Source organism: Streptomyces sp. NTD107, assembly GCF_059510435.1.
Genome location: NZ_JCAJZV010000008.1, coordinates 14,349 through 36,431 on the forward strand (window position 1 = coordinate 14,349; position 22,083 = coordinate 36,431).

Below are 22,083 nucleotides of genomic sequence, written 5' to 3' on the forward strand. Positions count from 1 at the left end.
GGGTGCGTGCGGCGTGCGGTGGGGCGGGCGGCGGTCAGATGAACTTCTGGCCGGCGAGGAAGCCCGCGAGTCGCGCGGCGCCCTCGCCCTCGTCGGTGACGATCTCGCCCGCGGTGCGCGCCGGGCGCTCGGTGGCGGAGGTGACCTCGGTGCGGGCGCCGGTCAGGCCGACCTCGGCGGCGTCGAGGTCGAGGTCTTCCAGGTCCAGGGCTTCGACGGGCTTCTTCTTGGCGGCCATGATGCCCTTGAAGGAGGGGTAGCGGGCCTCGCCGGACTGGTCGGTGACGGAGACGACGGCGGGCAGCTGGGCGCTGAGGTGCTCGGTGGCGGTGTCGCCGTCGCGGCGGCCGGTGACGGTGCCGGCGGCCACGGTGAGTTCGGACAGCAGGGTGGCCTGGGGGACGGCGAGGCGTTCGGCGAGCATGGCGGGCAGGACGCCCATGGCGCCGTCGGTGGAGGCCATGCCGCAGATGACGAGGTCGTAGCCGATGTGCTCGATGGCCTTGGCCAGGACGAGGGAGGTGGCGAGCGCGTCGCTGCCGTGCAGGTCGTCGTCCTCGACGTGGACGGCCTTGTCGGCGCCCATGGACAGGGCCTTGCGCAGGGCGTCGGCGGCGTCCTCGGGGCCGACGGTGAGGACGGTGATCTCGGCTTCGTCTCCGGCCTCGCGGGTGCTCTCGGCGATCTGGAGGGCCTGTTCGACGGCGTATTCGTCGAGTTCGGACAGCAGGCCGTCGACGTCCTCGCGGTCCAGTGTCCAGTCTTCGGCGAAGTGCCGGTCACCGGTGGCGTCGGGCACGTACTTCACACAGACAACGATCCTCAGGCTCACGCCCGGCTCCTTAGATCACCCGGTTGTTACTGGTCAGTAAACCCAGCCTATATGCCGCCATCAAGCATGCCGCAATGTGACCTGCGCTACCCGCCGGTGCGGCCGGTGGCCGGTCCGCCCGGCGGCCCGCCCCCCGCGCCGCTCACCGCCTCGCCCAGCGCGGCGATGACGTCGGCCTTGCGGGGCAGCCCGGTCGCGCGGCGCACGGTGTGCCCGGCGGCGTCCAGGACCAGTACGGTGGGGGTGGCGGTGACGCGCAGGGCGCGGACGGTCTCCAGGTGGGCCTCGGCGTCGATCTCCAGATGGAGTACGCCGGGCACCATGGCGGCGACCTGTGCCAGGACACGTCGGGTGGCGGCGCAGGGCCGGCAGAAGGCGCTGGAGAAGTGCACCAGGGTGGCCCGCTCCCCCAGCGGTCCCGGGACGCCGAGCGCGGCGGCCGTCAGCGGCGGCCCGGGGTGCTCGCGGCCGTTCATCGTCACTCTCCGTCCGCTCAGGTCGATGGCCCGGGCTAGCCAATCACACCGGTATCGGGGCACTATCTGCGGATGCCGGAAGTTACGGCAGCGTAGGTTGTGCGCGGTCACCGCGATCGCACGAATGAAGGGTCCCGCATGGCAGAGCTCGTCTACCCGCCGGTCATCGCCGCCGCCAGGACGATGTTCAAGGCGCTCGATCTGCGCCTGGACGTCGTCGGCAGCGAGCATGTGCCGACCTCCGGGGGTGCCGTGCTGGTCAGTAACCACATCGGATATCTGGACTTTGTCTTCGCCGGGTTCGCGGCCAGGCCGTCCAAGCGGCTGGTGCGGTTCATGGCGAAGGACTCGGTGTTCCGGCACAAGGTCTCCGGCCCGCTGATGCGGGGCATGAAGCACATCCCGGTGGACCGCAAGCAGGGCGAGCACGCGTTCAACCACGCGCTCCAGTCGCTGCGGGCCGGGGAGATCGTGGGGATGTTCCCCGAGGCGACGATATCGACGTCGTTCACGCTGAAGAAGTTCAAGTCGGGCGCGGTACGGATGGCGCAGGAGGCCCAGGTGCCGCTGCTGCCGGTGGCGCTGTGGGGCACCCAGCGGGTGTGGACCAAGGGCCGCAAGCGGGATCTGCGCCGGCGGCACTATCCGGTGACGATCCGGATCGGGAAGCCGATGACGGCCGACCCCGGCGAGTCGCCGCTGTCGCTGACCGAGCGGCTGCGGGAGCGGGTGCAGGAACTGCTGGAGACGGCCCAGGCGGCGTATCCGGAGGGGCCGCGCGGCCCGGAGGACACGTGGTGGCTGCCGGCGCATCTGGGCGGTACGGCGCCGGCGCCGCGGCAGGCGTAGGAAGGTGCGCGCGCCTGCCCGGGCGGATGGCCCGGGCAGGCGGGTGGCGGGCGCGGCGGGGGTGCCGTTCGGCGGGCTCAGCGGGCCATTTCCTCGCGCAGGGCGGCCAGGAAGCCGTCGACGTCCCCCTCGGTGGTGTCGAAGGAGCACATCCAGCGAACGTCGCCGGCGGACTCGTCCCAGAAGTAGAAGCGGTAGCGCTTGCGCAGCCGGTCGCTGACCTCGCGCGGCAGCCGGGCGAAGACGGCGTTGGCCTGGACCGGGTGGAGGATCTCCACGCCGTCGACCTCGCGGACGCCGGCGGCCAGCTTGGCGGCCATGGCGTTGGCGTGCCGGGCGCTGCGCAGCCACAGGTCGCCGGCCAGCAGTGCCTCGAACTGGACGGACACGAAGCGCATCTTGGAGGCGAGCTGGAGGGACAGCTTGCGCAGGTGCCGCATGGCGCGCACCTTGTCCGGGGCGAGGACGACGACGGCCTCGCCGTACAGCAGGCCGTTCTTGGTGCCGCCGAAGGAGAGGACGTCGATGCCGGCGTCGGTGGTGAGGGCGCGCAGGGGGACGTCGAGGGCGGCGGCGGCGTTGGCGAGCCGGGCGCCGTCGAGGTGGACGGTCATGCCGCGCTCGTGGGCGTGGTCGGTGATGGCGCGCAGTTCGTCCGGGGTGTAGAGGGTGCCCAGTTCGGTGCTCTGGGCGAGCGAGACGACCTGGGGCATGGCGCGGTGTTCGTCGTCCCAGCCGTGTGCCTCGCGGTCGATGAGGGCGGGGGTGAGTTTGCCGTCGGGGGTGGGGACGGTGAGGAGTTTGATGCCGCCGACGCGTTCGGGGGCGCCGCCCTCGTCGACGTGGATGTGGGCGGTGTCGGCGGTGATGACGGCGCCCCAGCGGTCGGTGAGGGCCTGGAGGGCGACGACGTTGGCGCCGGTGCCGTTGAAGACCGGGTAGGTCTCGGCGCGGGGGCCGAAGTGGCCGCGCAGCACGTCCTGGAGGTGGCGGGTGTAGTCGTCGTCGCCGTAGGCGCCCTGGTGGCCGCCGTTGGCCAGCGCGAGGGCGGCGAGGATTTCGGGGTGGGTGCCGGCGTAGTTGTCGCTGGCGAAGCCGCGGACGGTGGGGTCGTGGTGGCGGCGGGCGTCGGTGCCGGTGTTATCGGTGTCGGTCGGTGTCACGGCTGGGGGGTGAGCCACTGGCGGGTTCCGTTCACTTCCTCGGTGGGCCGGCTCCATTGGCCGCTGATGGCCTCGGCGAGGTCGGTGACGTCGGTGAAGCCGGGGAATGTGGCGTCCGGGCGCTCGGCGCGCAGCGCGTCGTGCACCAGGGCCTTGACGATCAGGACGGTGGCGGCGGCCGGGGGCCGGCCGCTGTCGGTGGCGGCGCCGGCCTTGCGGAAGCCGTCGGCCAGGGCCAGGGTCCATGCCTCGGCGGCGGCCTTGGCGGCGGCGTAGGCGGCGTTTCCGGCGGTGGGGCGGGTGGCGCCGGCCGCGGAGACGAGGATGTAGCGGCCGTTGCCGCTGCGGGCCAGGGCGCCCTCGAAGGCGAGGGAGGTGTGCTGGACGGTACGGATCAGCAGGTTGTGCAGCACGTCCCAGTCGGCGAGATCGGTGTCGGCGAAGGAAGCCGAGCCTCGCCAGCCGCCGACGAGGTGCACCAGGCCGTCGACCCGCCCGTACTCCTTCTCGGTTCTGGCGGCCCACTGGCGGGCGGTGTCCAGGTGGAGGAGGTCGACGGTGTCGCCGGTGACGGTGGCTCCGCCGTGGGCGAAGCGGGCGGCGTCCACGGCCTGGGCGAGGCGCTGGGGGTCGGCGTCGGCGGCCACCACGGTGGCGCCGGCCCGGGCCAGGCGCAGCAGGGTGGCGGCGCCGGCCGGTCCGGCGGCGCCGGCGACGGCGACGACCGCGCCGTCCAGGGGTCCGGTGGGCTTCGCTGCGGTGGTGTCGGTCATCGTCCCTCGCCTCCTCGGTGCTCTTTCATCATGGCGCGGCGGCGGGTCAGGCCGCCTGCCGGGCGGGGGTGTCCGCGGTGATGCCCCGGGTGGATTCGATCACCTTGCGGAGCTTTTTGGCCAGCGCCTCGTAGAAGAGGCTGAGCGGGAACTCGTCGGGCAGGACGTCGTCGACGAGTTTGCGCGGGGGCTGGGTGAGGTCGAGGGCCTCGGGTCCCTTGGCCCAGGTGGAGCCGGGGTGCGGGGCGAGGTAGCCGGAGACCAGTTCGTACGCCTTGAACCAGTGGACGATCTTGGGGCGGTCGATGCCGAGCCGGTAGAGGGTCTCGATCTCCTCGCGCAGCCGGACGGTGAGTGCGCGGGCGTGGTCCCAGTCGATGTGCAGCCGGTTGTCGGTCCACCGGAGCGCGCCGTTCTGGTGGAGGTAGGCGAACAGCAACTGGCCGCCGAGGCCGTCGTAGTTGCGGTTGCGGGCGCCGGTGACGGGGAAGCGGAAGATGCGGTCCAGCAGGACGGCGTACTGGACGTCGCGGGCCTGCGGCAGGCCGTCGCGTTCCAGTTGGACGGCTTCGTGGAAGGCGGTGAGGTCGCAGCGCAGTTCCTCCAGGCCGTACATCCAGAAGGGCTGGCGCTGTTTGATCATGAAGGGGTCGAACGGGAGGTCGCCGTGGCTGTGGGTGCGGTCGTGGATCATGTCCCACAGGACGAAGGTGTGCTGGGTGCGTGCCTGGTCGGTGAGCAGGCCCTGGGCGTCCTCGGGGAGGGTGAGGCTGGTGACCTCGCCGGCGGCGGCGATGACCTTGCGGAAGCGGGCGGCTTCGCGGTCGCAGAAGATGCCGCCCCAGCTGAAGCGTTCGGGGGCCTCGCGGACGGCGATGGTCTCGGGGAACAGGACGGCGGAGTTGGTGTCGTAGCCGGGGGTGAAGTCCTCGAAGGTGATGCCGAGGAACATCGGGTTGTCGTAGCGGGTGCGTTCCAGTTCGGCGAGCCACTGCGGCCATACGACGCGGACCACGACGGCTTCGAGGTTGCGGTCGGGGTTGCCGTTCTGGGTGTACATGGGGAACAGCACCAGGTGCTGGAGGCCGTCGGCGCGGTGGGCGGCGGGGGTGAAGGCGAGCAGTGAGTCGAGGAAGTCGGGGGTGCCGAAGCCTTCGGCGGCCCAGCGGCGCAGGTCGGCCTCCAGGGCGCGGTGGTAGGCGGCGTCGTGCGGCAGCAGGGGGGAGAGCGCGCGCAGTTCGGTGACGACGCGGTCCACTTCGCGTTCGACGGCGGCGCGGGTGGGGGCGTCCTCGGCGTCGAAGTCGATGGATCCGTCGGATGCCTGGGCGGGCCGGATGGCTTCGACGGCCTGCTTGAGCCGGGGCCAGGCGGGGTGGTCCACGACGCGGGCGGCCGGGGTGGGCGGATACCCGTCGGCGGTGGTGGGGGCCAGGGTTTCCGGCATGATCACTCCTCCACAAAAGATCCTCGCGTACTCGAACCGTATCCGGGGAAGGTCTGTCGATCAAGCCGAGATTCCGGAAAATATGCGGTGCATGGACGTTTAATCCGAAGCTTTTCCTGTCCTTGGGGCGGTAGTACGGGTCTCGCGCGGTGTTCAGCCGGGCGTCACCGGGCGCCGCTACGGTGGCCCCATGTCACTCATGATCGTCGGGCACCGCGGGCTGATGGGCGCGGAGCCGGAGAACACCCTGCGATCCTTCGTCCGTGCCGAGCGGGAGGGCGTGGACGCCATCGAACTGGATCTGCATCTGAGCAAGGACGGCGCGCTGGTGGTGATGCACGACGCCGACGTGGACCGCACCACCGACGGCAGCGGGGCCATCGCCGACTTCACCGCCGACGCGCTGCGCGAGCTGGACGCCGGGCTCGGGGAGCGGGTGCCGCTCTTCGAGGAGGTGACCGAGGCGGTCACGCTGCCCTTGCAGGCGGAGATCAAGGACCCGGCGGCGGCGACGGCGCTGGCCGCGGTGATCACCGCACGCGGGCTGGCCGACCGGGTGCGGGTGATCTCCTTCCACGACGAGGCGCTGCGCACCGTACGCCGGCTGCTGCCCGAGCAGTCCATCGGGCTGGTCACGGGCCGCTCCACGGGCACCGCCGCCGGGCGGGCCCGGGAGCTGGGCGCGGACCTGGTCTCGGCGGAGCTGCCGCATCTCACCGAGGAAGCGGTGGCGGGGTGCCGGGCGGCGGGCATCGACGTGATCAGCTGGACGGTCAACACCGACGAGGACCTGGCACGGGTGCGGCGGCTGGGCCTGGACGGGGTGGTGACCGACCGGCTGGAGATCGTGACGGAGCTGCTCAGCCGCCGAGCGGCTTGACCAGCAGTTCGAACTCCAGGCCGGGGCGGCGCGGGATGCCGAAGCGCTCGTCGCCGTACGGGAACGGGGCGCGCTCCCCCGTCCTGGTGTAGCCGCGCCGCTCGTACCAGGCGATGAGGTCGGCGCGGGCGGAGATCACCTGCATCTCCATCCGCGCCACCCGCCAGGTGGCGCGGGCGGTCTCCTCGGCACGGGCCAGCACGGCCGCGCCGATGCCGGTGCCCTGGGCGGTGGGGCGCACGGCGAACATGCCGAAGTAGGCGGCGCCGGGGCTGTGGCCGTCGGGGGCGGGGCGGTGCTGGAGGTGGCAGCAGGCCAGCAGGGGCTCGGACGTGCCGCCGGCGGGGTTCGTGGGGTCCGCGGGGTCCGGGCGGCCGGCGGTCAGCACCAGGCCGGCGGGGTCGCGGATGGTCTCCCGTACGCCCTCGGGGTCGGTGCGCTGCCCGTCCAGCAGATCGGCCTCGGTGGTCCAGCCGGCGCGGCTGGCCTCGCCCCGGTAGGCGGATTCGACCAGGGCGACGAGGGCGGGCACATCGGCCTCGGTCGCCGTTTTGAAGACCAGTTCGGCTGCTGCTGTCACAGCGGACCATGGTACGCGCGCCGCGCCGCGCGCTCCCTCGCGCTTCCGTGCGCCGTGGTATTCGGGGCGGGCGCGGGCAGAAGCGGGGGGCGGACATCGGGAGGGGTGGGATGCACGAGGGGCCGGTGGTGGTGGGGTGGCTGTTGGTGGCGCTGTGCGGGGGCACCGGGCTGTACTGCCTCTACCGTGCCGGGGCGGGGCCGGGGCGGGGCGCCGGGCGGTCCGCCGGGGTCGAGGGGGCGATGGGCGTGGGCATGGCGGTGATGGCCGTGCCGGGGGTGGGAGCGGCGGCGCCGGGGCAGGCGTACGTGGTGTTCTTCGGGGTGCTGGCGGTGCGGGCCGCGCTGCTGCGGGCCCGGCCGGCGCATCGGGCGCACCATGTGGTGGAGGCGCTGGCCATGGTCCACATGGGCCTGGCGATGCTCGGGCCGGCGGGGGCCGGCGGGCACGGGGCGGGTGGGGTGCCGCTGCTGACCGGGGTGCTGGCGGGGTACTTCGCGCTGTACGCGCTGCGGACCGGGGCGCGGGTGGTGCCGGCCGCGGACCGTGCCGTATCCGGTGGCGGGGGCGGTGCGGAGCGGTCTCCCGAGGTGGCGCAGGGGTGCCGGGTGGCGCTGTCGCTGGGGATGCTGGTGATGCTGGTGTCCATGTGAGGCCCGTGGCAGGCGGACGGGGCCCGCCGGGGCTTCGTGGGGCAGGATCGGGGGCATGGCGATCACGGGTGTGCTTTTCGACTTCTCCGGGACTTTGATGCGGATCGAGCCGGCCGAGCGGTGGCTGCGCACGGTCCTGGGGCGGGCCGGGGTGGTGTTGCCGGCCGACGAGGTGGGCCGGCTCGCCGCCGCGCTGGAGGAGGCGGGGGCGCTGCCGGGTGGCGGGGCGCCGCGTGAGGTGCCCGCGGAGCTTGCGGGGCTGTGGCGGGAGCGGGACCGGGATCCGGCCGGTCACCGCGCGCTGTACACGGGGCTGGCGCGGCGGGTACCCCTGCCGCTGCCCGCGCTGTACGACGCGCTGTACGAGCGGCACATGGAGCCGGAGGCGTGGCGCCCGTACCCCGATACGGAGCGGGTGCTGGCCGGGCTGCGCGAGCGCGGGGTGCGGGTGGCGGTGGTGAGCAACATCGGCTGGGATCTGCGGCCGGTGCTGCGGGAGCACGGTCTGGCGCGGTATGTGGACACCTGTGTGCTGTCCTTCGAGCACCGCCTGGTGAAGCCGGATCCACGGCTGTTCGAGATCGCGTGTGCCGAGTTGGGCCTGCCGCCGCAGCGCACCGTGATGGTCGGGGACGACCCGCGGGCGGACGGGGGTGCGACGGCGGTGGGGTGCGCGCTGCATCTGGTGCGGCATCTGCCGGTTGCCGAGCGTCCCGACGATCTGCTGCCGGTGCTGGATCTGGTGGGCTGATGCCGGATGGTGGTATCGGGCGGTCCCCCGCGCCGCCCGATACCACCGGCCGGTGCCGGACAGGACTCCGCCGCCGGGGCGGAGGTCCGGCGTCCTCGCTGAGTATATTGGCTGTGAGCCAGTCAACGGGAGTCCAGCATGTCGCCTCGTCGCGCATCGGTCAATGAAGAGTTGCGCCGGCGCTCACGGGAACGGCTGCTCCAGGCGGCTGCGGAGCTGTTCGGGGAACATGGTTACGAGGCCACCACCTTGGGGGACATCGCTCAGCGGGCGGGTGCGGCCCGCGGCCTGGTGTCGTACTACTTTCCCGGGAAGCGGGAGTTGTTGCAGACGGCGGTGCACCGGCAGATGCATCTGGCGCTGGCCGCCGCGCTGGAGCGCGATCCGGTGCCCGGTGACGATGTGCGGGGCGGCCGGGAGTCGCTGGCGCGGGCGATCGACGCGATCCTGGGGCTGGCGGCCGAGCGGCCGGTGCTGATGCGGGCGCACATGGCGCATCTGTTGCAGCAGGAGGGGTTCGTCCAGTGTGCCGAGCAGCAGCGGCTCGCGGCGCTGCTGTCCCGGACGATGGTGCGGTACGGGGCGGCGGATCCGGAGACGGAGTACCGGATGCTGCGGGCGCTGCTGATGGGGGCGGTGGTGGCGATGCTGCTGCCGGGGGCGCCGATGCCGGGGCACCGGCTGCGGGCGGAGTTGTTCGGGCGGTACGGGCTGGGCTGGGAGCTGGGGTGCCCGCCGGGCGGGGGTCCGCCCGGCGGGGTGCTCATGTCAGCGCGTGGTGAGGGGGCTCACCAGTAGCTGGGCTGGGTCTGGGCGTTGAGTTCGGTGAGTTTGACGCCGCGCGCGCCGTTGGTGCGAGGGTCGTCGATGCGCAGAACGTCCAGGCCCTGCTGGTCGTTGGAGTAGATGTAGCCGTTGTAGTAGTAGGCGGACCAGGAGCCGCCGAAGGTGAGGGTGCCGGCGTTGACCGGCCCGCGGTCGAAGTAGCCGATTTCCCTCGGGTTGCCGGAGTCGGTGAACTCCCAGATGGACACGCCGCCCTGGTACCAGGACTGGACCATGATGTCGCGGCCTCGCACCGGGATGAGGGAGCCGTTGTGGGCGACGCAGTTCTCGGTGTCGGACTGGTGGCGCGGGATCTTGAAGTAGCTCTGGAACTCCAGCCGTCGCCCGTCGCCCCTGCCGGTGATGTGGTAAATGCCGTTGGCGCCGTACTCGTCGCCGATGCGGGCGTTGCAGGTGGCGGCACCGCCGCCGCCGAGTTCATCGGCGAAGACGACCTTCTTGCCGTCCTGGCTGAAGGTGGCCGAGTGCCAGAAGGCGAAGTGCTCGGCGTCCTGGACCCTGTCGATGACGCGCGGCTTGGCGGGCTGGGAGATGTCCATCAGGATCCCGTCGCCCATGCAGGCGCCGGCGGCGAGCTTGATCTTCGGGTAGACGGTGATGTCGTGGCAGCCGGAGGTGGCGCTGCCGCGCGGGCTGCCGGGGAAGCCGCCGTCGGGGAAGAGCACTTCGAACCTGGAGACCTCGGCGCGTTCGGGTGCGTCGCGCGGCACCTTCACGATGGAGATGCCGTTGTGGGGCGGCTGGCAGTCGGGGAAGGAGGCGTCGGGGTAGTACGAGGAGACGTAGAGGTAGATGTTCTTGCCGTCCGGCACCAGGGTGTTGGTGTGGGAGCCGCAGAACGTCTCGACGGCGGCGACGTACTTGGGGTTGCGCTTGTCGCTGATGTCGAAGATCCGGATGCCTTCCCAGGACTCCTTGATGGTGGCCGACTGGGCGACGCTGGTGCAGGAGTCGTCGCTGCGTGAGGAGTCGACGGACAGGAAGAGCAGGTTGCCGCTGACGGAGATGTCGCCCTGGCCGCCGGGGCACAGCACTTCGGCGACGATCCTGGGCTTGCTGGGGCGGGAGATGTCGTGGATGACGAAGCCGTCGTAGTTGCCGGCGAAGGCGTAGTCGCCCTGGAAGGAGATGTCCGAGTTGGTGGCCCGCAGCGCGTTCTTGGGCAGGTTGGCCACGTGGGTGACGTTGCGGCTGGTGACGATCTCGCCGACGCCGGGTATCTCGGCGGTGCCGTCGGTGGTTTCCGCGCCGCGGGGCTGGTCGGCGGTGATCTCCTGCGCTGCCGCGGGTTCGTCGCCGGCGTCGGGGGTGGCCAGGGCCGTTCCGCTGAGGGCGTAGGTGGCCAGCAGCCCGGTGAGGGCCGCCATGGTCACGCCGAGCCGCCTGCGTCGCACGCGGGGTCTGTGCAACGATGTCACTGGAATCCTCCCTGGATCCGTCCGGTGTTACGTGGGGTTGACCGGTTCACGGATCTCATCAGTATCTCGGTGTGCATGTACAGATCAATATGGGAAACAGATCATTCATCTTTCCGTATTGGCTGATGATGCACTCGCGCATCAGGAGGACTCTGTGTCAACTCTTCGCTTCCGCCGCCCTGTCGCGGCTGCCGCGTCCCTGGCCGCAGTGCTGGCCCTGACGGCGCTGACCGGCTGCACCGGCGGCGGGGCCGCCGCCGGCGACACCGGGAGCGGGGGCGAGGCGTCGGTGATCCAGCCGGGGCGGCCCGGCGAGGAGGCGCGGACCATCTCCCCGCAGGAGGCGCGCGAGGCCGCCGGCGAGGGCAGCGCGCCGAACGCCGCCGACCACGCCTTCATGACGATGATGATCGAGCACCACGAACAGGCCGTCGAGATGACCGGGCTCGCCGAGGAGTTCGCCGAGGAGGGCGCGGTACGGCGGATCGCCGGCCGGATCGCGGCCGGGCAGGAGCCGGAGATCGAGGCGATGCGGGCCTGGCTGCTGCGCAACCCGGACGCGGACGCGGACGCGGAGGCATCGGGCGGCGGGCACGGCGGGCACGGGGCGCACGGGGCGCAGATGCCCGGGATGGCGAGCGAGGCGGACCTGGCACGGCTGCGGGCGGCGCGCGGCGCCGAGTTCGACGCGCTCTTCCTTGAGCTGATGATCGCTCACCACGAGGGGGCGGTGATCATGGCGGCGGAGGTCTCCGCACAGGGCAATGACCGGACGGCACTGGAGATGGCGGCGGAGATCGGCGCCGCGCAGCGGGTGGAGATCGCCCGGATGGAGGCGATTCGCTAGGTCGTCTCTTTGGATTTTCGTGGATCAGGCCGCGTTGTCGGATGCGGTGCGTCGCGAGGCGCCGGGGTGTCCTTGGGGCGGTGTCCTTCGGGCAGTCCGGCAACGCGGCGCGGCTCCCCCGGACTTCGGCCGGGAGGTGCCCCCTGCGCCAGGCGACGCGGGCCAGGCGGGATTTGTCAGACAGGACCTAGCGGGCGCGTTCGCGGGCCGCTGCCGTCAGGACGGCGTCCAGGAGGCCGGGGAACAGCGCCTCCAGGTCGGCGCGGCGCAGGGCGTTCAGCTTGGCGGTGCCCCGGTAGGTCTGCTGGATCAGCCCCGCCTCGCGCAGCACCCGGAAGTGGTGGGTGGTGGTCGACTTGCTCACCGGCAGGTCGATGTCCGAGCAGGACAGTTCGGCGCCGGCCCCGGCGGCGGCGAGCTGGTGCAGGACGGACAGCCGCAGCGGGTCGGCGAGGGCCTGGAGCACCTGGTCGAGCCGGATCCGCTCGCGGTCGGGGTGCTCCAGGGTGCGGCCGACGGCGCCGGCGGGCGCGGGGGCGGGGCTCGGCGGGTTCATGCCCACATCATACGAGCGCCATCGTACTTTGATGGGCCTCGTACTACGATGGTCGCCGTACTACTGCCGTGCCTGTCCGCGCACCCTCTTGAGGAGCCTGCCGTGAGCGCCCTGTTCGAGCCTTTCACCCTGCGGTCGCTGACCCTGCCCAACCGCGTCTGGATGGCCCCGATGTGCCAGTACTCCGCCCCGGTCGCCGGGCCGGACACCGGCACCGCGCAGGACTGGCACCGGGTGCACTACGGCGCCCGGGCGGCCGGCGGCGCCGGGCTCGTCCTGCTGGAGGCCACCGCCGTCACCCCCGAGGGCCGGATCAGCCCGGCCGATCTGGGGCTGTGGAACGACCGCCAGGAGGCGGCCCTGCGCCCGCTGACCGCCTTCATCAAGGAACGCGGCGCGGTTCCCGGGATTCAGCTCGGACATGCCGGGCGGAAGGCGAGCGCCGACCGCCCCTGGCTCGGGGGCGGCCCGCTGGCGGCGGAGCGGGGCGGCTGGCAGCCGCTCGCCCCCTCCCCGCTGGCCTTCGACGAGCACTACCCGGTGCCCACCGAGCTGACCACCGGGCAGCTCGCGGAGATCACCGCCCGGTTCGCCGACGCGGCCCGGCGGGCGCTGGCGGCCGGCTTCGAGGTGGTCGAGGTGCACGGTGCGCACGGCTATCTGCTGGGTGAGTTCCTGTCCCCGTTCAGCAACCGGCGCACCGACGCGTACGGCGGCGACTTCGCGGGCCGTACCCGGTTCGCCCTGGAGGTGGTGGACGCGGTGCGCGCGGTGTGGCCGGCCCAGCTGCCGGTGTTCTTCCGGATCTCGGCGACCGACTGGCTGGAGCAGGGCGGCTGGGACGGGGAGGACACCGTACGGTTCGCCCGGCTGCTGCTCGAACACGGGGTGGATCTCCTGGACGTCTCCAGCGGCGGCAACGCGGCCGGGGCACGGATCCCCACCGGACCCGGCTACCAGGTGCCGTTCGCGGCCCAAGTGAAGGCCGGGACGGCCCTGCCGGTGGCCGCCGTGGGGCTGATCACCGAGCCCGAGCAGGCCGAGAAGATCCTGGTGAACGGGGAGGCCGACGCCGTACTGCTGGGCCGGGAGCTGCTGCGCGACCCGCACTGGGCGCACCGGGCGGCCCGCGCGCTGGGGGTGAGCCACCCTGGGGTGCCGCCGCAGTATCTGCGGGCGATGTGAACCCCTCGTACGGATGTACGGGGAGGTCCGGGTCCGGCACGGGCTGTCGGTGCCGGACAGTAGGGTAACGGACCGTGGCAGCACGACCGTTGAATGAGATTGTGGAAGCCGGCTGGGCCAAGGCCCTGGAACCGGTGGCCGACCGGATCGCCGCGATGGGCGATTTCCTGCGCGCGGAGATCGCCCAGGGGCGGACCTATCTGCCCGCCGGGCAGCATGTCCTGCGGGCCTTCAGCCAGCCGTTCGATGAGGTGCGGGTGCTCATCGTGGGCCAGGACCCGTATCCGACGCCCGGGCACGCGGTGGGGCTGAGCTTCTCGGTGGCTCCGGAGGTCCGGCCGCTGCCGGGCTCGCTGGAGAACATCTTCCGGGAACTGCACACCGATCTGGGCGCGCCCCGGCCCGCCAACGGCGATCTCACGCCCTGGACACGGCAGGGGGTGCTGCTGCTGAACCGGGCCCTGACCACGGCGCCGCGCAGCCCCGGCGCGCACCGCGGCAAGGGCTGGGAGGAGGTCACCGAGCAGGCCATCCGGGCGCTGGCGTCTCGCGGCACGCCGCTGGTGGCGATCCTGTGGGGCCGCGACGCCCGTAATCTGCGCCCGCTGCTGGGCGCGGTGCCGAGCGTGGAGTCGGCGCACCCCTCCCCCATGTCGGCGGACCGTGGCTTCTTCAACTCCCGGCCGTTCAGCCGGGCCAACGCGCTGCTGGCCGAGCAGGGCGCGCGGCCGGTGGACTGGACGCTGTCGTGAGCGGCCCCGCCGGGGGCTGGGTGCTGGGGGTGGACTCGGGCGGCTCCGGGCTGCGGATCGCGCTGGCCAAGGTGACCGGCGCCGGGGAGGTGGTGCCGGGCCCCCCGCCGGTCACGGACGGGCCGGTGCGCACCACCGGTTCGGGGATCGATGCCGAGCAGTTCCTCGAACGGGTGCTGCCGGCCGGCCGGGTGCTGCTGGAGCGGGCGGGGGCCGGGGCGGCGGCGCGGATCGCGGCGGTGTGCGTGGGCGCGGCGGGGATGGCCTCGTTGGGCGATGGGCTGCGGGAGCGGCTGCCGGGCGCGCTCGCGGCGGAGTTCGGGGTACGGCGCTGGGCGCTGGCGGCGGACGCGGTCACCGGGTATGCGGGGGCGCTGGGTGAACGGCCGGGCGTGGTGGTGGCGGCGGGCACCGGGATGATCGCGCTGGGCACCGACCTGAGCGGCTGGCGGCGGGCGGACGGCTGGGGCCATCTGCTGGGCGACGGTGGCGGCGGGGCCTGGATCGGGCAGCGCGGGCTGAGCGCGGCGCTGCGGGCGTTCGACGGGCGGGCCGGGGGCTCGGCGGTGCTGCTGGCGCGCGCGGAGCGGATGTTCGGGCCGGCCGGGGGGCTGCCGGGGGCGCTGTATCCCCGGGAGGACCGGGCGGCGGTGCTGGCGTCCTTCGCGCCGCAGGTGGCGGCGTGCGCCGGTGCGGACGAGGTGGCGGCCGGGATCATGGCGGCGGCGGCCGGGGAAATCGCCCGCTCGGCGGCGGCGGTGGCCCCGGCGGGCGGCGAGGTGGCGCTGACCGGGGGGCTGTTCCGGATCGGGGAGCCGCTGCTGGGGCCGCTGCGCGCGGAGCTGGGGCGGCTGCTGCCGCACTCCCGGCCGGTGGTGGCGGACGGGGACCCGCTGGCCGGGGCGCTGCTGATCGCGGCCCGGATCGCGGTCGGCGGGCTGCGGCTGCCATCCGATCGGGGGTTGCTGGTCCTGGGTTGACCGGGTCACACGCAGGCGCGGGATTTTTCCGGACAAACTCCAAGGGGGCGCCCCCGGCCGAACAGCCAAGCACATCAAGGCATTAACATGCGGCGACATGAGCTCCCCCACTGGGCACGGGACCGGCCTGCCCGTACGAATGCCGAGACCACGTCAGCCCGGACGTCACCGCCGCCCGGAGCCCGTCAGCGCGCCCGAGGGCGCGCCGGTGCTGGTGCTCGCGGTGCCCGGTACGCCGTCGGCGGCCGGCCGTGGCATCGCCGAGGAAGTGACCAGCATCGCCCGTTCCGAGCTGCCCGGGCTCGATGCCCGGGTGGGTTTTGTGGAGGGCGCCGACGAGGACGGGGAGTTCCCGTCGCTGCGCCAGGTGCTGGCGCGGGTGGCGGCCGAGCGTGATGACGCCGAGCAGCAGCCGGCGGCCGTGGTCGTACCGCTGCTGGCGGGGCCGGACAGTGCCCAGCTGCGCGGAATCCGGCAGGCGGTGCTCAGCAGTGGGTCCGGGGCCGAGCTGACGGATGTGCTGGGGCCGCATCCGCTGCTGGCCGAGGGCGTGCACGTGCGGCTGTCGGAGGCCGATCTGGCTCGCGCGGACCGGGCCCGGCTGTTCACGGTGGCGACCGCGGCGGACGGGATCATCCTGGCCACCGTGGGCGGCGAGGAGGCCGTGCAGGCGGCCGGGATCACCGGGATGCTGCTGTCGGCGCGGCTGGCGGTGCCGGTGCTGGCCGCGGCGCTGGACAAGGCGGGCTCGGTGGCGGATGTGGCGGCTCAGCTGATCGAGGCGGGTTCGCAGCAACTGGCGCTGGCGCCGTGCCTGATCGGGCCGGAGGTGCCGGACGGGCTGCTGGCGGCTGCGGCCGAGGAGGCGGGCTGTGCGATGGCCGAGCCGCTGGGCGCGTATCCGGCGATCGGCAGGCTCGTGCTGTCGGCGTACTCCGCCAAGCTCGGCATTCCGCTGCGGGACTCCCAGGGGGCCTCCGCGCTGTGAGGCGGGGCGGCGCGGCTGCCACACTGGTGCCATGACGATGGTGCGACCGGTCGCCGCTGCCCTGGTGTTCGATCTCGACGGCACGCTGGTGGACAGCGAGCCGCACTACTACGAGGCGAACCGCCGGGTGCTGGCCGGGCAGGGGGTGCGTGATTTCAGCTGGGAGCGGTACACGCGCTACATCGGCATCGGGGCGCTGGACGCGCTGGTGGCCCAGCGGGACCGGTACGGGATCGCCGCCCCGGCGCGGGAGTTGATGGCGGAGCAGGACCGGGTGTATCTGGAGCTGATCCGGGGCGGCATCCGGGTGTTTCCGCAGATGGCGCGGCTGGTGGAGCTGGCGTACGCGGCGGGGTTGCCGATGGCGGTGGCCTCCGGTTCGTCCCGGGTGGCGATCGACGCGGCGCTGGCGGGGAGCGCGGTGGGCGCGCTGCTGCCGGTGCGGGTGTCGGCCGATGAGGTGCCCCGGGGGAAGCCGGAGCCGGATGTGTTCCGGGCGGCGGCGCGGCGGCTGGGGGTGCCGGCCGAGGTGTGTGTGGTGGTGGAGGACGCGGCCCCGGGGGTGACGGCGGCGCTGCGGGCGGGGATGCGGTGTGTCGCGGTGCCTTCGGCGCTGCGGGCGCCGGACGAGCCGGTGTTCGCGGCGGCGGGGCTGTGTTTTCCCGGTGGTCAGAGCACTTTTGACGCCGACAAGACCCTGGAGTGGGTGCTGGCCGGCCGGTGAGCGGCCGGTGTGAGCCCCCGCCGCCGGAGGACCCGGGCCGCGTCCTTGTGGCCGCGGGCCGTGGCGGGTGCGACGGCTGCGTGGACGCGGGCCCCGCCCGGTCCGTGCCGGGCCGGGCGGGGGCGTTGGGGTATGGGGTATGGGTGACGGGGAGTCAGTCCGGTTCGCGCACGGTGATGGCGGCGGCCGGGCAGACGGCGGCGGCCTCCCGTACGGCGGGGCGCTGGGCGGTGTCCGGTTCGGCGGTGAGGAGTTCGACGATGCCGTCGTCCTCGCGCTGGTCGAAGACCTCGGGGGCGACCAGGACGCACTGGCCGGCGCCGCAGCACCGGGATTCGTCCACGCTGATCTTCATGCCGCCGCTGCCTCCCAGGCCACCGGGACTTCCCGCAGCCCGCCCACCAGCAGGCCCTCCACCCGGTGCAGTTCGCCGGCGGGGACGGCGAGACGGAGGGTGGGCAGTGTGCGGAGCAGGACCTCAAGGGTGACCTGGAGTTCGGTGCGGGCCAGGCTCTGGCCCAGGCAGGCGTGCGGTCCGGCGCCGAAGGTCAGATGGGGGTTGGGGCTGCGGGTCAGGTCCATCGACCCGGGGTCGGTGAACATCCGCTCGTCGCGGTTGGCGGCGGGCATGGAGCAGACGACGGTGGTGCCGCTGGGCAGCGGCGCGCCGTCGATCTCGATGTCCTCGGTGAGGTAACGGCGGATGCCGAAGCCGAGGTTGGCGTCGAAGCGCAGCGCCTCGTCGACGGCGGTGCGGACCAGGCCGGGATCGGCGAGCAGTTGTTCCCAGCGGGTGCGGTCGGCCAGCAGCAGGGCGATCATCTTGCCGATCATGTTGGCGGTCGTCTCGTGTCCGGCGACGAGCAGTCCCATGCCGGTGGCGACCAGTTCGTCGTCGGACAGGCCGCCGTCGTCCTCGGTGCGGCCGTCGCGGATCAGCATGCCGAGCAGGTCGTCGCCGGGGTCGGCTCGTACGGCCGCGAGGTGGGCGGTCATGTACCGGGTGAACTCGGCCTGGGAGGTCCGGGATTGTTCGGCCGTGTAGCGGGTGACGTTGAGGAAGGCGTCGGACCAGTGGGAGAACCGGTCCCGGTCGGCCGCCGGTACGCCGAGGATGTCGCAGATCACGAAGACCGGCAGCGGGAAGCCGAGGGCGGCCTTGAGGTCGGCGGGGTGGCCGTTCTTGACCATGGTGTCGACGAGGGCTTCGGCCGTGGCGACCATGCCGGGGCGCAGCGCGGTCATGCGTTTGGCGGTGAAGTATTTGCCGACCCGGCGCCGCCAGCGCTGGTGGTCCTCGCCGCGGTCGGGGATGGCCAGTGCGCCGGTGTCTCCGTCTGCGGCGGGGCCGCCGGCGCCCTCGGGGGCGACCCTGGCGGCGCCGGGGTCGGTGGCGCCGGGGCGGGTGAAGCGGGGGTCGGACAGGACGCTTTTGACGTGCTCGTAGCGGGTCAGATAGGCGGCCTTGTCACCGCTGGGGAGTTCGGCGGTGGCCACCGGACAGCCGCGCCGCAGGGCTTCCCAGGCGGCGGGCGCCTCCAGGGGGGTGTCGCCGGTCAGCGGCAGCCGTACGGTCTGTTCCTGTTGATCCGTCATGGGGGGGGCTCCTCCGTACGTGGTGGGGAGCGAACGCGATCCGGCCCGGGCAGGCGTTCACGGTACGCAACGGTATCGACACTGTGCATGATGCATCAAGAGTGCATGATGCACTTCTCGTGCATGGCGCATTTTCGCCGTAAGGTGGTCGCCACACAGTCGTTCGGACCACGGGGGGAGGCCGGCGTGGATGCCCGTCGGGCGGGGGAAGAGATCGAACGGGAGATGCTGATCCTGACGCGCCACCGGGAGATGGGCACCCCGCGCGGGGTGCGGGCCGGGGCGGCGCTGGACCGTAGCGCGTATGTGCTGCTCAGCCGGCTGGAGGCCCAGGGCCCGATGTCGATACCGGAGTTCGTGGACGCCTTCGGCCTGGCCGCCTCCACCTTCACCCGGCAGACCTCGGCGCTGCTGAGCCACGGGCTGGTGGAGCGGAGCCTGGATCCGGACGGCGGGACGGCCAGGAAGTTCCGGGTCACCGCGGAGGGCCGGGCCAAGCTGGCCGCGCAGCGCGAGGAGATCATCGGCGGGCTGGCGGCGGTGCTGGCCGACTGGCCGCCGGAGCGGCTGTCCCGGTTCATCGACGATCTGCGCCGGTTCAACACGGACATCGAACACCGCACCGGCCGCCCCTGGCCGCGTACCTCCTAGAGGGAGCCGCCCGCGCGGTGGGTGCGGATGATCAGGTAGATCAGGTACGGGGCGCCCAGCACGCCGGTGATCACGCCCACCGGGTAGCGGGTGCCGAAGGCGAACTGGCCGCAGAAATCGGCGACCAGTACCAGGAGCGCGCCCACCAGGGCGGAGGGCAGCAGCAGCGATCCGCCCGGGCCGACCAGGCGGGCCGCGATGGGTCCGGACAGGAAGGCGACGAAGGCGATCGGTCCGGCGGCGGCGGTGGCGAAGGCGATGAGGCCGACCGCGGCGACGATGGCGAGGATCCTGGTCCGTTCGACCCGTACGCCGAGCGCGGCGGCGGTGTCGTCGCCCAACTGCATCGTGGACAGGGCGCGGGTGTGGCCCAGCAGGAGGGGGCCCAGGACGGCCAGGGCGATCAGGACCGGTACCACCTCCGTCCAGGACGAGCCGTTGAGGCTGCCGGTCAGCCAGCGCATCGCCTCCTGGAGGTCCCACTCCCCCGCCCGGCTGAGGATGTAGGCGGTCATGCTCTCCAGCATGGCGGCGATGCCGATGCCGATCAGGATGAGCCGGGAGCCGGCCACCCCGTCCTTGAAGGACAGGGTGTAGACGGCGAGGGCGACCACCAGGCCGCCGGCGATGGCGAAGACGGAGACCCCGACCTCGCTGAGGGAGAGGACCACGATCGCGAAGGCGGCGGCGGCGCTCGCCCCGGAGCTGATGCCGATGATGTCGGGGCTGGCGAGGGGGTTGCGCAGCATGGTCTGGAAGGTGACGCCGGCCAGGCCGAAACAGGTGCCGACGAGCACGGCGAGCACCGCCCGGGGCAGCCGGAGGCGGCCGACGGTGAAGGAGGCGCCGGGTACCTGTTCGCCGAGGATCACCTTGATGACCGCGCCGGGCGGGTAGAAGGTCTGGCCGAACATCAAGGTGATGGCGAAGGCGGTGACCACGAGCGCCGCCAGGGCGGCGATGATGACGCGCCGCCGGTTCGCGCGGCGGGTCCGGCCCTCGGCCATGGCCAAAAGGGTCACAGGGCTCGTACTTTCTGTCGGCGGACGATGTAGATGAAGAACGGGGCGCCGAGCAGGGCGGTGATGATGCCGACGTCGATCTCGGAGGGGCGGTTGACGATCCGGCCGACGACATCGGCGGCGGTCAGCAGTGCCGCGCCGAGCAGCGCGGACAGCGGCAGCAGCCAGCGGTGGTCCACGCCCACCAGCAGGCGGCACATGTGGGGCACCACCAGGCCGACGAAGGCGATGGGGCCGGCCACGGCGGTGGCGGCGCCGCACAGCAGCACGGCTCCGACGGCGGCTGCTGCCCGGGTGAGCGCGACCTTCTCGCCGAGGCCCGCCGCCAGTTCGTCGCCGAGGGCGAGGGAGTTCAGGCCGCGGGCCGAGGCCAGGCAGATGAGGAACCCGACGGCGAGGAAGGGCAGTATCTGGCCGATCTTGTCGAACGAGGCGCCGCCGACCCCGCCGATCTGCCACATCCGGAAGGTGCTGGCGATGTCGTTGCGCGGCAGCAGGACGGCGGTGACCAGCGAGGCGAGCGCGGCCGAGACGGCGGCGCCGGACAGCGCGAGCTTGAGCGGGGTGGGGCCGCCCCGGCCCAGTGATCCGACGGTGTGGACGAACAGGGCGGTGGCGGCGGCGCCCGCGATGGCGACCCAGATGTAGCTGGTGGGCGAGGTGAGGCCGAAGTAGGCGATGCCGGTGACCACGGCGAGGGAGGCGCCCATGGTGACGCCGAGGATGCCGGGATCGGCCAGCGGGTTGCGGGTCACGCCCTGCATGACGGCGCCGGCCAGGGCGAGGGCGGCGCCGACGGTCATGGCCAGCAGGGTGCGCGGCACCCGTTTCTTGACGGCGGCCTCGCTGAGGGTGCTCTCGGCGCCGCCGAGTCCGGCGACGATGTCGGACCAGCCCACGTCGCGCGCGCCCAGGGCCACCGAGGCGGCGGTCACGGCGAGCAGGACGGCGAGGGCGGCGAGGATCCACAGGCCCCGGACATGGGCCGGACGCCGAGCGGGGTCGGCGTCCGGCGGGTTCCGGGTGGCGGCGGCGGTCATTCCACCTTGTCCGCGGCATCGGCGAGCAGGGCGACGTAGTCCTCCAGGACCCAGGCGATGGACAGCGGGGTCGGGTTGGCGGCGGTGGCCAGCGGGGTGCTGCCGGGCAGGAACGCCGTCGAGCCACGTTCGACGGCGGGGATCTTCGACAGCAGCGGGTCGCCTTCCAGGATGCGGATCAGCTCGCCGTCCTCGTCGCCGTATCCGGTGATGATGTCCACGTCGTCGAAGAGCTGGGCCTGTTCGGCGCTCTGGGTGAGGGCGAACTGGTCGGTGCCGGCGGATGCCTCGGCGATGCTGTCGGGGATTTGCAGGCCCAGGTCCTCGAAGAAGAGGGTGCGGGTGTCGTGCGCCGTGTAGAAGCCGACCTGGCTGACGTCGGTGGGGTCGATGTGGGTCATGAACATCACCGACTTGCCGGCCAGCTGCGGGTAGCCGGCCACGGTGTCGGCGATCTCCGCCTCCAGGTCGGCGATGAGCGCGTCGCCCTCGGCGGCCAGGCCGATCCCCTGGCTGTTCAGCTTGATGATGTCCCGCCAGGAGGTGGCCCAGGGGGCGTCCGGGTAGGCGACGACGGGGGCGATGTCGCTGAGCGTGTCGTAGTCGCGCTGGGTGAGCCCGGAGTAGGAGGCGAGGATCACATCGGGCTGGGTGTCGGCGACCGCCTCGAAGTCGATGCCGTCGTTCTCGTCGAACAGCACCGGGATGTCCGCGCCGAGTTCGTCGAGCTTCTCCTTGACCCACGGCAGCACGCCGTCGCCGTCGTCGTCGCCGAAGTTGGCGGCGGCCATGCCGACCGGGACGACGCCCAGCGCGAGGGGCACCTCGTGGTTGGCCCAGGCGACGGTGGCGACCCGTTCCGGCTTCTCGGGGATGGTGGTGGTGCCCAGGGCGTGCTCGATGGTGAGCGGGAAGGCGCCGTTGGCGGTGTTCTCGCCGCCCTTGGTGGCGCCGTCCGCGCCGTCCGAGTCGTCCGTGGAGCCGGCGCAGCCGCTGAGACCCATCGCGAGGGCCGCTGCCGCGGCCACCGCCCACATCCGGTATGAACGCATGGCGAAGACACTCCACTTCCCA

The 22,083-nt window shown here is 72.8% G+C and carries 25 protein-coding genes; 12 read left to right on the plus strand and 13 right to left on the minus strand.

Annotated features, from left to right (window positions below):
* Positions 1 to 34 precede the first annotated feature (34 nt).
* Complete coding sequence (locus AC5WRL_RS17645) at positions 35 to 832, minus strand: electron transfer flavoprotein subunit beta/FixA family protein (protein ID WP_496089519.1); 798 nt, start codon at positions 830 to 832, stop codon at positions 35 to 37.
* Positions 833 to 918: 86 nt separating this feature from the next.
* Positions 919 to 1,308, minus strand: a complete 390-nt coding sequence (locus AC5WRL_RS17650; protein WP_496089520.1) for a thioredoxin family protein — start codon at positions 1,306 to 1,308, stop codon at positions 919 to 921.
* Positions 1,309 to 1,446: 138 nt separating this feature from the next.
* Here AC5WRL_RS17650 and AC5WRL_RS17655 point away from each other — a divergent pair, with 138 nt between their 5' ends.
* Positions 1,447 to 2,157, plus strand: coding sequence for a lysophospholipid acyltransferase family protein (locus AC5WRL_RS17655; protein ID WP_496089521.1), 711 nt, complete (start codon positions 1,447 to 1,449; stop codon positions 2,155 to 2,157).
* Between the two features lie 77 nt (positions 2,158 to 2,234).
* Here the strand turns inward: AC5WRL_RS17655 and AC5WRL_RS17660 are convergent, their stop codons facing one another.
* The 3 genes from AC5WRL_RS17660 to AC5WRL_RS17670 are packed head-to-tail and all read right to left on the minus strand — an operon-like array spanning position 2,235 to position 5,540.
* The gene (locus AC5WRL_RS17660; RefSeq protein ID WP_496089522.1) at positions 2,235 to 3,320 is read right to left on the minus strand and encodes a threonine aldolase family protein; all 1,086 of its coding nucleotides are present in this window, start codon (positions 3,318 to 3,320) and stop codon (positions 2,235 to 2,237) included.
* A complete protein-coding gene (locus AC5WRL_RS17665) occupies positions 3,317 to 4,093 on the minus strand; it encodes an SDR family NAD(P)-dependent oxidoreductase (protein WP_496089523.1) in 777 nt (258 codons plus the stop codon). The genes AC5WRL_RS17660 and AC5WRL_RS17665 overlap by 4 nt, the downstream gene beginning before the upstream one ends.
* A gap of 46 nt (positions 4,094 to 4,139) precedes the next feature.
* A complete protein-coding gene (locus tag AC5WRL_RS17670; RefSeq protein WP_496089524.1) occupies positions 4,140 to 5,540 on the minus strand; it encodes a DUF6421 family protein in 1,401 nt (466 codons plus the stop codon).
* A gap of 190 nt (positions 5,541 to 5,730) precedes the next feature.
* Between AC5WRL_RS17670 and AC5WRL_RS17675 the strand changes: the two genes are divergently transcribed.
* A complete protein-coding gene (locus AC5WRL_RS17675) occupies positions 5,731 to 6,420 on the plus strand; it encodes a glycerophosphodiester phosphodiesterase (RefSeq protein ID WP_496089525.1) in 690 nt (229 codons plus the stop codon).
* On the opposite strand, the gene AC5WRL_RS17680 is transcribed toward AC5WRL_RS17675, so the two are convergent.
* Positions 6,401 to 7,000, minus strand: coding sequence for a GNAT family N-acetyltransferase (locus tag AC5WRL_RS17680; RefSeq protein WP_496089526.1), 600 nt, complete (start codon positions 6,998 to 7,000; stop codon positions 6,401 to 6,403). The two genes, AC5WRL_RS17675 and AC5WRL_RS17680, sit on opposite strands and share 20 nt — an antisense overlap.
* A 110-nt stretch (positions 7,001 to 7,110) precedes the next feature.
* Between AC5WRL_RS17680 and AC5WRL_RS17685 the strand changes: the two genes are divergently transcribed.
* From AC5WRL_RS17685 to AC5WRL_RS17695, 3 genes are all read left to right on the plus strand, one after another.
* A complete protein-coding gene (locus AC5WRL_RS17685; protein WP_496089527.1) occupies positions 7,111 to 7,653 on the plus strand; it encodes a DUF5134 domain-containing protein in 543 nt (180 codons plus the stop codon).
* A gap of 55 nt (positions 7,654 to 7,708) precedes the next feature.
* Complete coding sequence (locus tag AC5WRL_RS17690) at positions 7,709 to 8,404, plus strand: HAD family hydrolase (RefSeq protein WP_496089528.1); 696 nt, start codon at positions 7,709 to 7,711, stop codon at positions 8,402 to 8,404.
* 138 nt (positions 8,405 to 8,542) lie between these two features.
* Positions 8,543 to 9,202: a TetR/AcrR family transcriptional regulator gene (locus tag AC5WRL_RS17695; protein ID WP_496089529.1), complete on the plus strand. Its 660-nt coding sequence runs from the start codon at positions 8,543 to 8,545 to the stop codon at positions 9,200 to 9,202.
* Here AC5WRL_RS17695 and AC5WRL_RS17700 read toward each other — a convergent pair.
* Positions 9,193 to 10,644 (minus strand): LVIVD repeat-containing protein, encoded by a 1,452-nt coding sequence (locus tag AC5WRL_RS17700; RefSeq protein WP_496089530.1) that lies wholly within the window; start codon positions 10,642 to 10,644, stop codon positions 9,193 to 9,195. The genes AC5WRL_RS17695 and AC5WRL_RS17700 overlap by 10 nt on opposite strands.
* A 178-nt stretch (positions 10,645 to 10,822) precedes the next feature.
* Between AC5WRL_RS17700 and AC5WRL_RS17705 the strand changes: the two genes are divergently transcribed.
* On the plus strand, positions 10,823 to 11,515 hold the full coding sequence (locus tag AC5WRL_RS17705) for a DUF305 domain-containing protein (protein ID WP_496089531.1): 693 nt from the start codon (positions 10,823 to 10,825) through the stop codon (positions 11,513 to 11,515).
* 187 nt (positions 11,516 to 11,702) lie between these two features.
* On the opposite strand, the gene AC5WRL_RS17710 is transcribed toward AC5WRL_RS17705, so the two are convergent.
* Positions 11,703 to 12,071, minus strand: a complete 369-nt coding sequence (locus AC5WRL_RS17710; RefSeq protein WP_496089532.1) for an ArsR/SmtB family transcription factor — start codon at positions 12,069 to 12,071, stop codon at positions 11,703 to 11,705.
* A 102-nt stretch (positions 12,072 to 12,173) separates the two neighbouring features.
* On the opposite strand from AC5WRL_RS17710, the gene AC5WRL_RS17715 reads away from it, so the two are divergent.
* From AC5WRL_RS17715 to AC5WRL_RS17735, 5 genes are all read left to right on the plus strand, one after another.
* Positions 12,174 to 13,256 carry an NADH:flavin oxidoreductase/NADH oxidase gene (locus AC5WRL_RS17715; RefSeq protein WP_496089533.1) on the plus strand — a complete coding sequence of 361 codons (1,083 nt, stop codon included), beginning with the start codon at positions 12,174 to 12,176 and terminating at the stop codon, positions 13,254 to 13,256.
* 74 nt (positions 13,257 to 13,330) lie between these two features.
* A complete protein-coding gene (locus AC5WRL_RS17720) occupies positions 13,331 to 14,008 on the plus strand; it encodes a uracil-DNA glycosylase (protein WP_496089534.1) in 678 nt (225 codons plus the stop codon).
* Positions 14,005 to 14,988, plus strand: coding sequence for a BadF/BadG/BcrA/BcrD ATPase family protein (locus AC5WRL_RS17725; protein WP_496089535.1), 984 nt, complete (start codon positions 14,005 to 14,007; stop codon positions 14,986 to 14,988). The genes AC5WRL_RS17720 and AC5WRL_RS17725 overlap by 4 nt, the downstream gene beginning before the upstream one ends.
* A 97-nt stretch (positions 14,989 to 15,085) precedes the next feature.
* The gene (locus AC5WRL_RS17730; protein ID WP_496089536.1) at positions 15,086 to 15,976 is read left to right on the plus strand and encodes a sirohydrochlorin chelatase; all 891 of its coding nucleotides are present in this window, start codon (positions 15,086 to 15,088) and stop codon (positions 15,974 to 15,976) included.
* A gap of 31 nt (positions 15,977 to 16,007) precedes the next feature.
* Complete coding sequence (locus AC5WRL_RS17735) at positions 16,008 to 16,700, plus strand: HAD family hydrolase (RefSeq protein ID WP_496089537.1); 693 nt, start codon at positions 16,008 to 16,010, stop codon at positions 16,698 to 16,700.
* Between the two features lie 154 nt (positions 16,701 to 16,854).
* On the opposite strand, the gene AC5WRL_RS17740 is transcribed toward AC5WRL_RS17735, so the two are convergent.
* Together AC5WRL_RS17740 and AC5WRL_RS17745 are read right to left on the minus strand one after the other, a co-directional pair.
* The gene (locus AC5WRL_RS17740; protein ID WP_496089538.1) at positions 16,855 to 17,055 is read right to left on the minus strand and encodes a ferredoxin; all 201 of its coding nucleotides are present in this window, start codon (positions 17,053 to 17,055) and stop codon (positions 16,855 to 16,857) included.
* Complete coding sequence (locus AC5WRL_RS17745) at positions 17,052 to 18,296, minus strand: cytochrome P450 (RefSeq protein WP_496089539.1); 1,245 nt, start codon at positions 18,294 to 18,296, stop codon at positions 17,052 to 17,054. The genes AC5WRL_RS17740 and AC5WRL_RS17745 overlap by 4 nt, the downstream gene beginning before the upstream one ends.
* Before the next feature lie 186 nt (positions 18,297 to 18,482).
* On the opposite strand from AC5WRL_RS17745, the gene AC5WRL_RS17750 reads away from it, so the two are divergent.
* The gene (locus AC5WRL_RS17750) at positions 18,483 to 18,947 is read left to right on the plus strand and encodes a MarR family winged helix-turn-helix transcriptional regulator (protein ID WP_496089540.1); all 465 of its coding nucleotides are present in this window, start codon (positions 18,483 to 18,485) and stop codon (positions 18,945 to 18,947) included.
* On the opposite strand, the gene AC5WRL_RS17755 is transcribed toward AC5WRL_RS17750, so the two are convergent.
* From AC5WRL_RS17755 to AC5WRL_RS17765, 3 genes are read right to left on the minus strand one after another with little or no spacing between them, the layout of a single operon-like run.
* Positions 18,944 to 19,954, minus strand: coding sequence for a FecCD family ABC transporter permease (locus tag AC5WRL_RS17755; protein ID WP_496089541.1), 1,011 nt, complete (start codon positions 19,952 to 19,954; stop codon positions 18,944 to 18,946). The two genes, AC5WRL_RS17750 and AC5WRL_RS17755, sit on opposite strands and share 4 nt — an antisense overlap.
* A gap of 11 nt (positions 19,955 to 19,965) precedes the next feature.
* On the minus strand, positions 19,966 to 21,009 hold the full coding sequence (locus AC5WRL_RS17760) for a FecCD family ABC transporter permease (protein ID WP_496089542.1): 1,044 nt from the start codon (positions 21,007 to 21,009) through the stop codon (positions 19,966 to 19,968).
* A complete protein-coding gene (locus AC5WRL_RS17765; protein WP_496089543.1) occupies positions 21,006 to 22,061 on the minus strand; it encodes an iron-siderophore ABC transporter substrate-binding protein in 1,056 nt (351 codons plus the stop codon). The genes AC5WRL_RS17760 and AC5WRL_RS17765 overlap by 4 nt, the downstream gene beginning before the upstream one ends.
* Between the last annotated feature and the right edge of the window lie 22 nt (positions 22,062 to 22,083).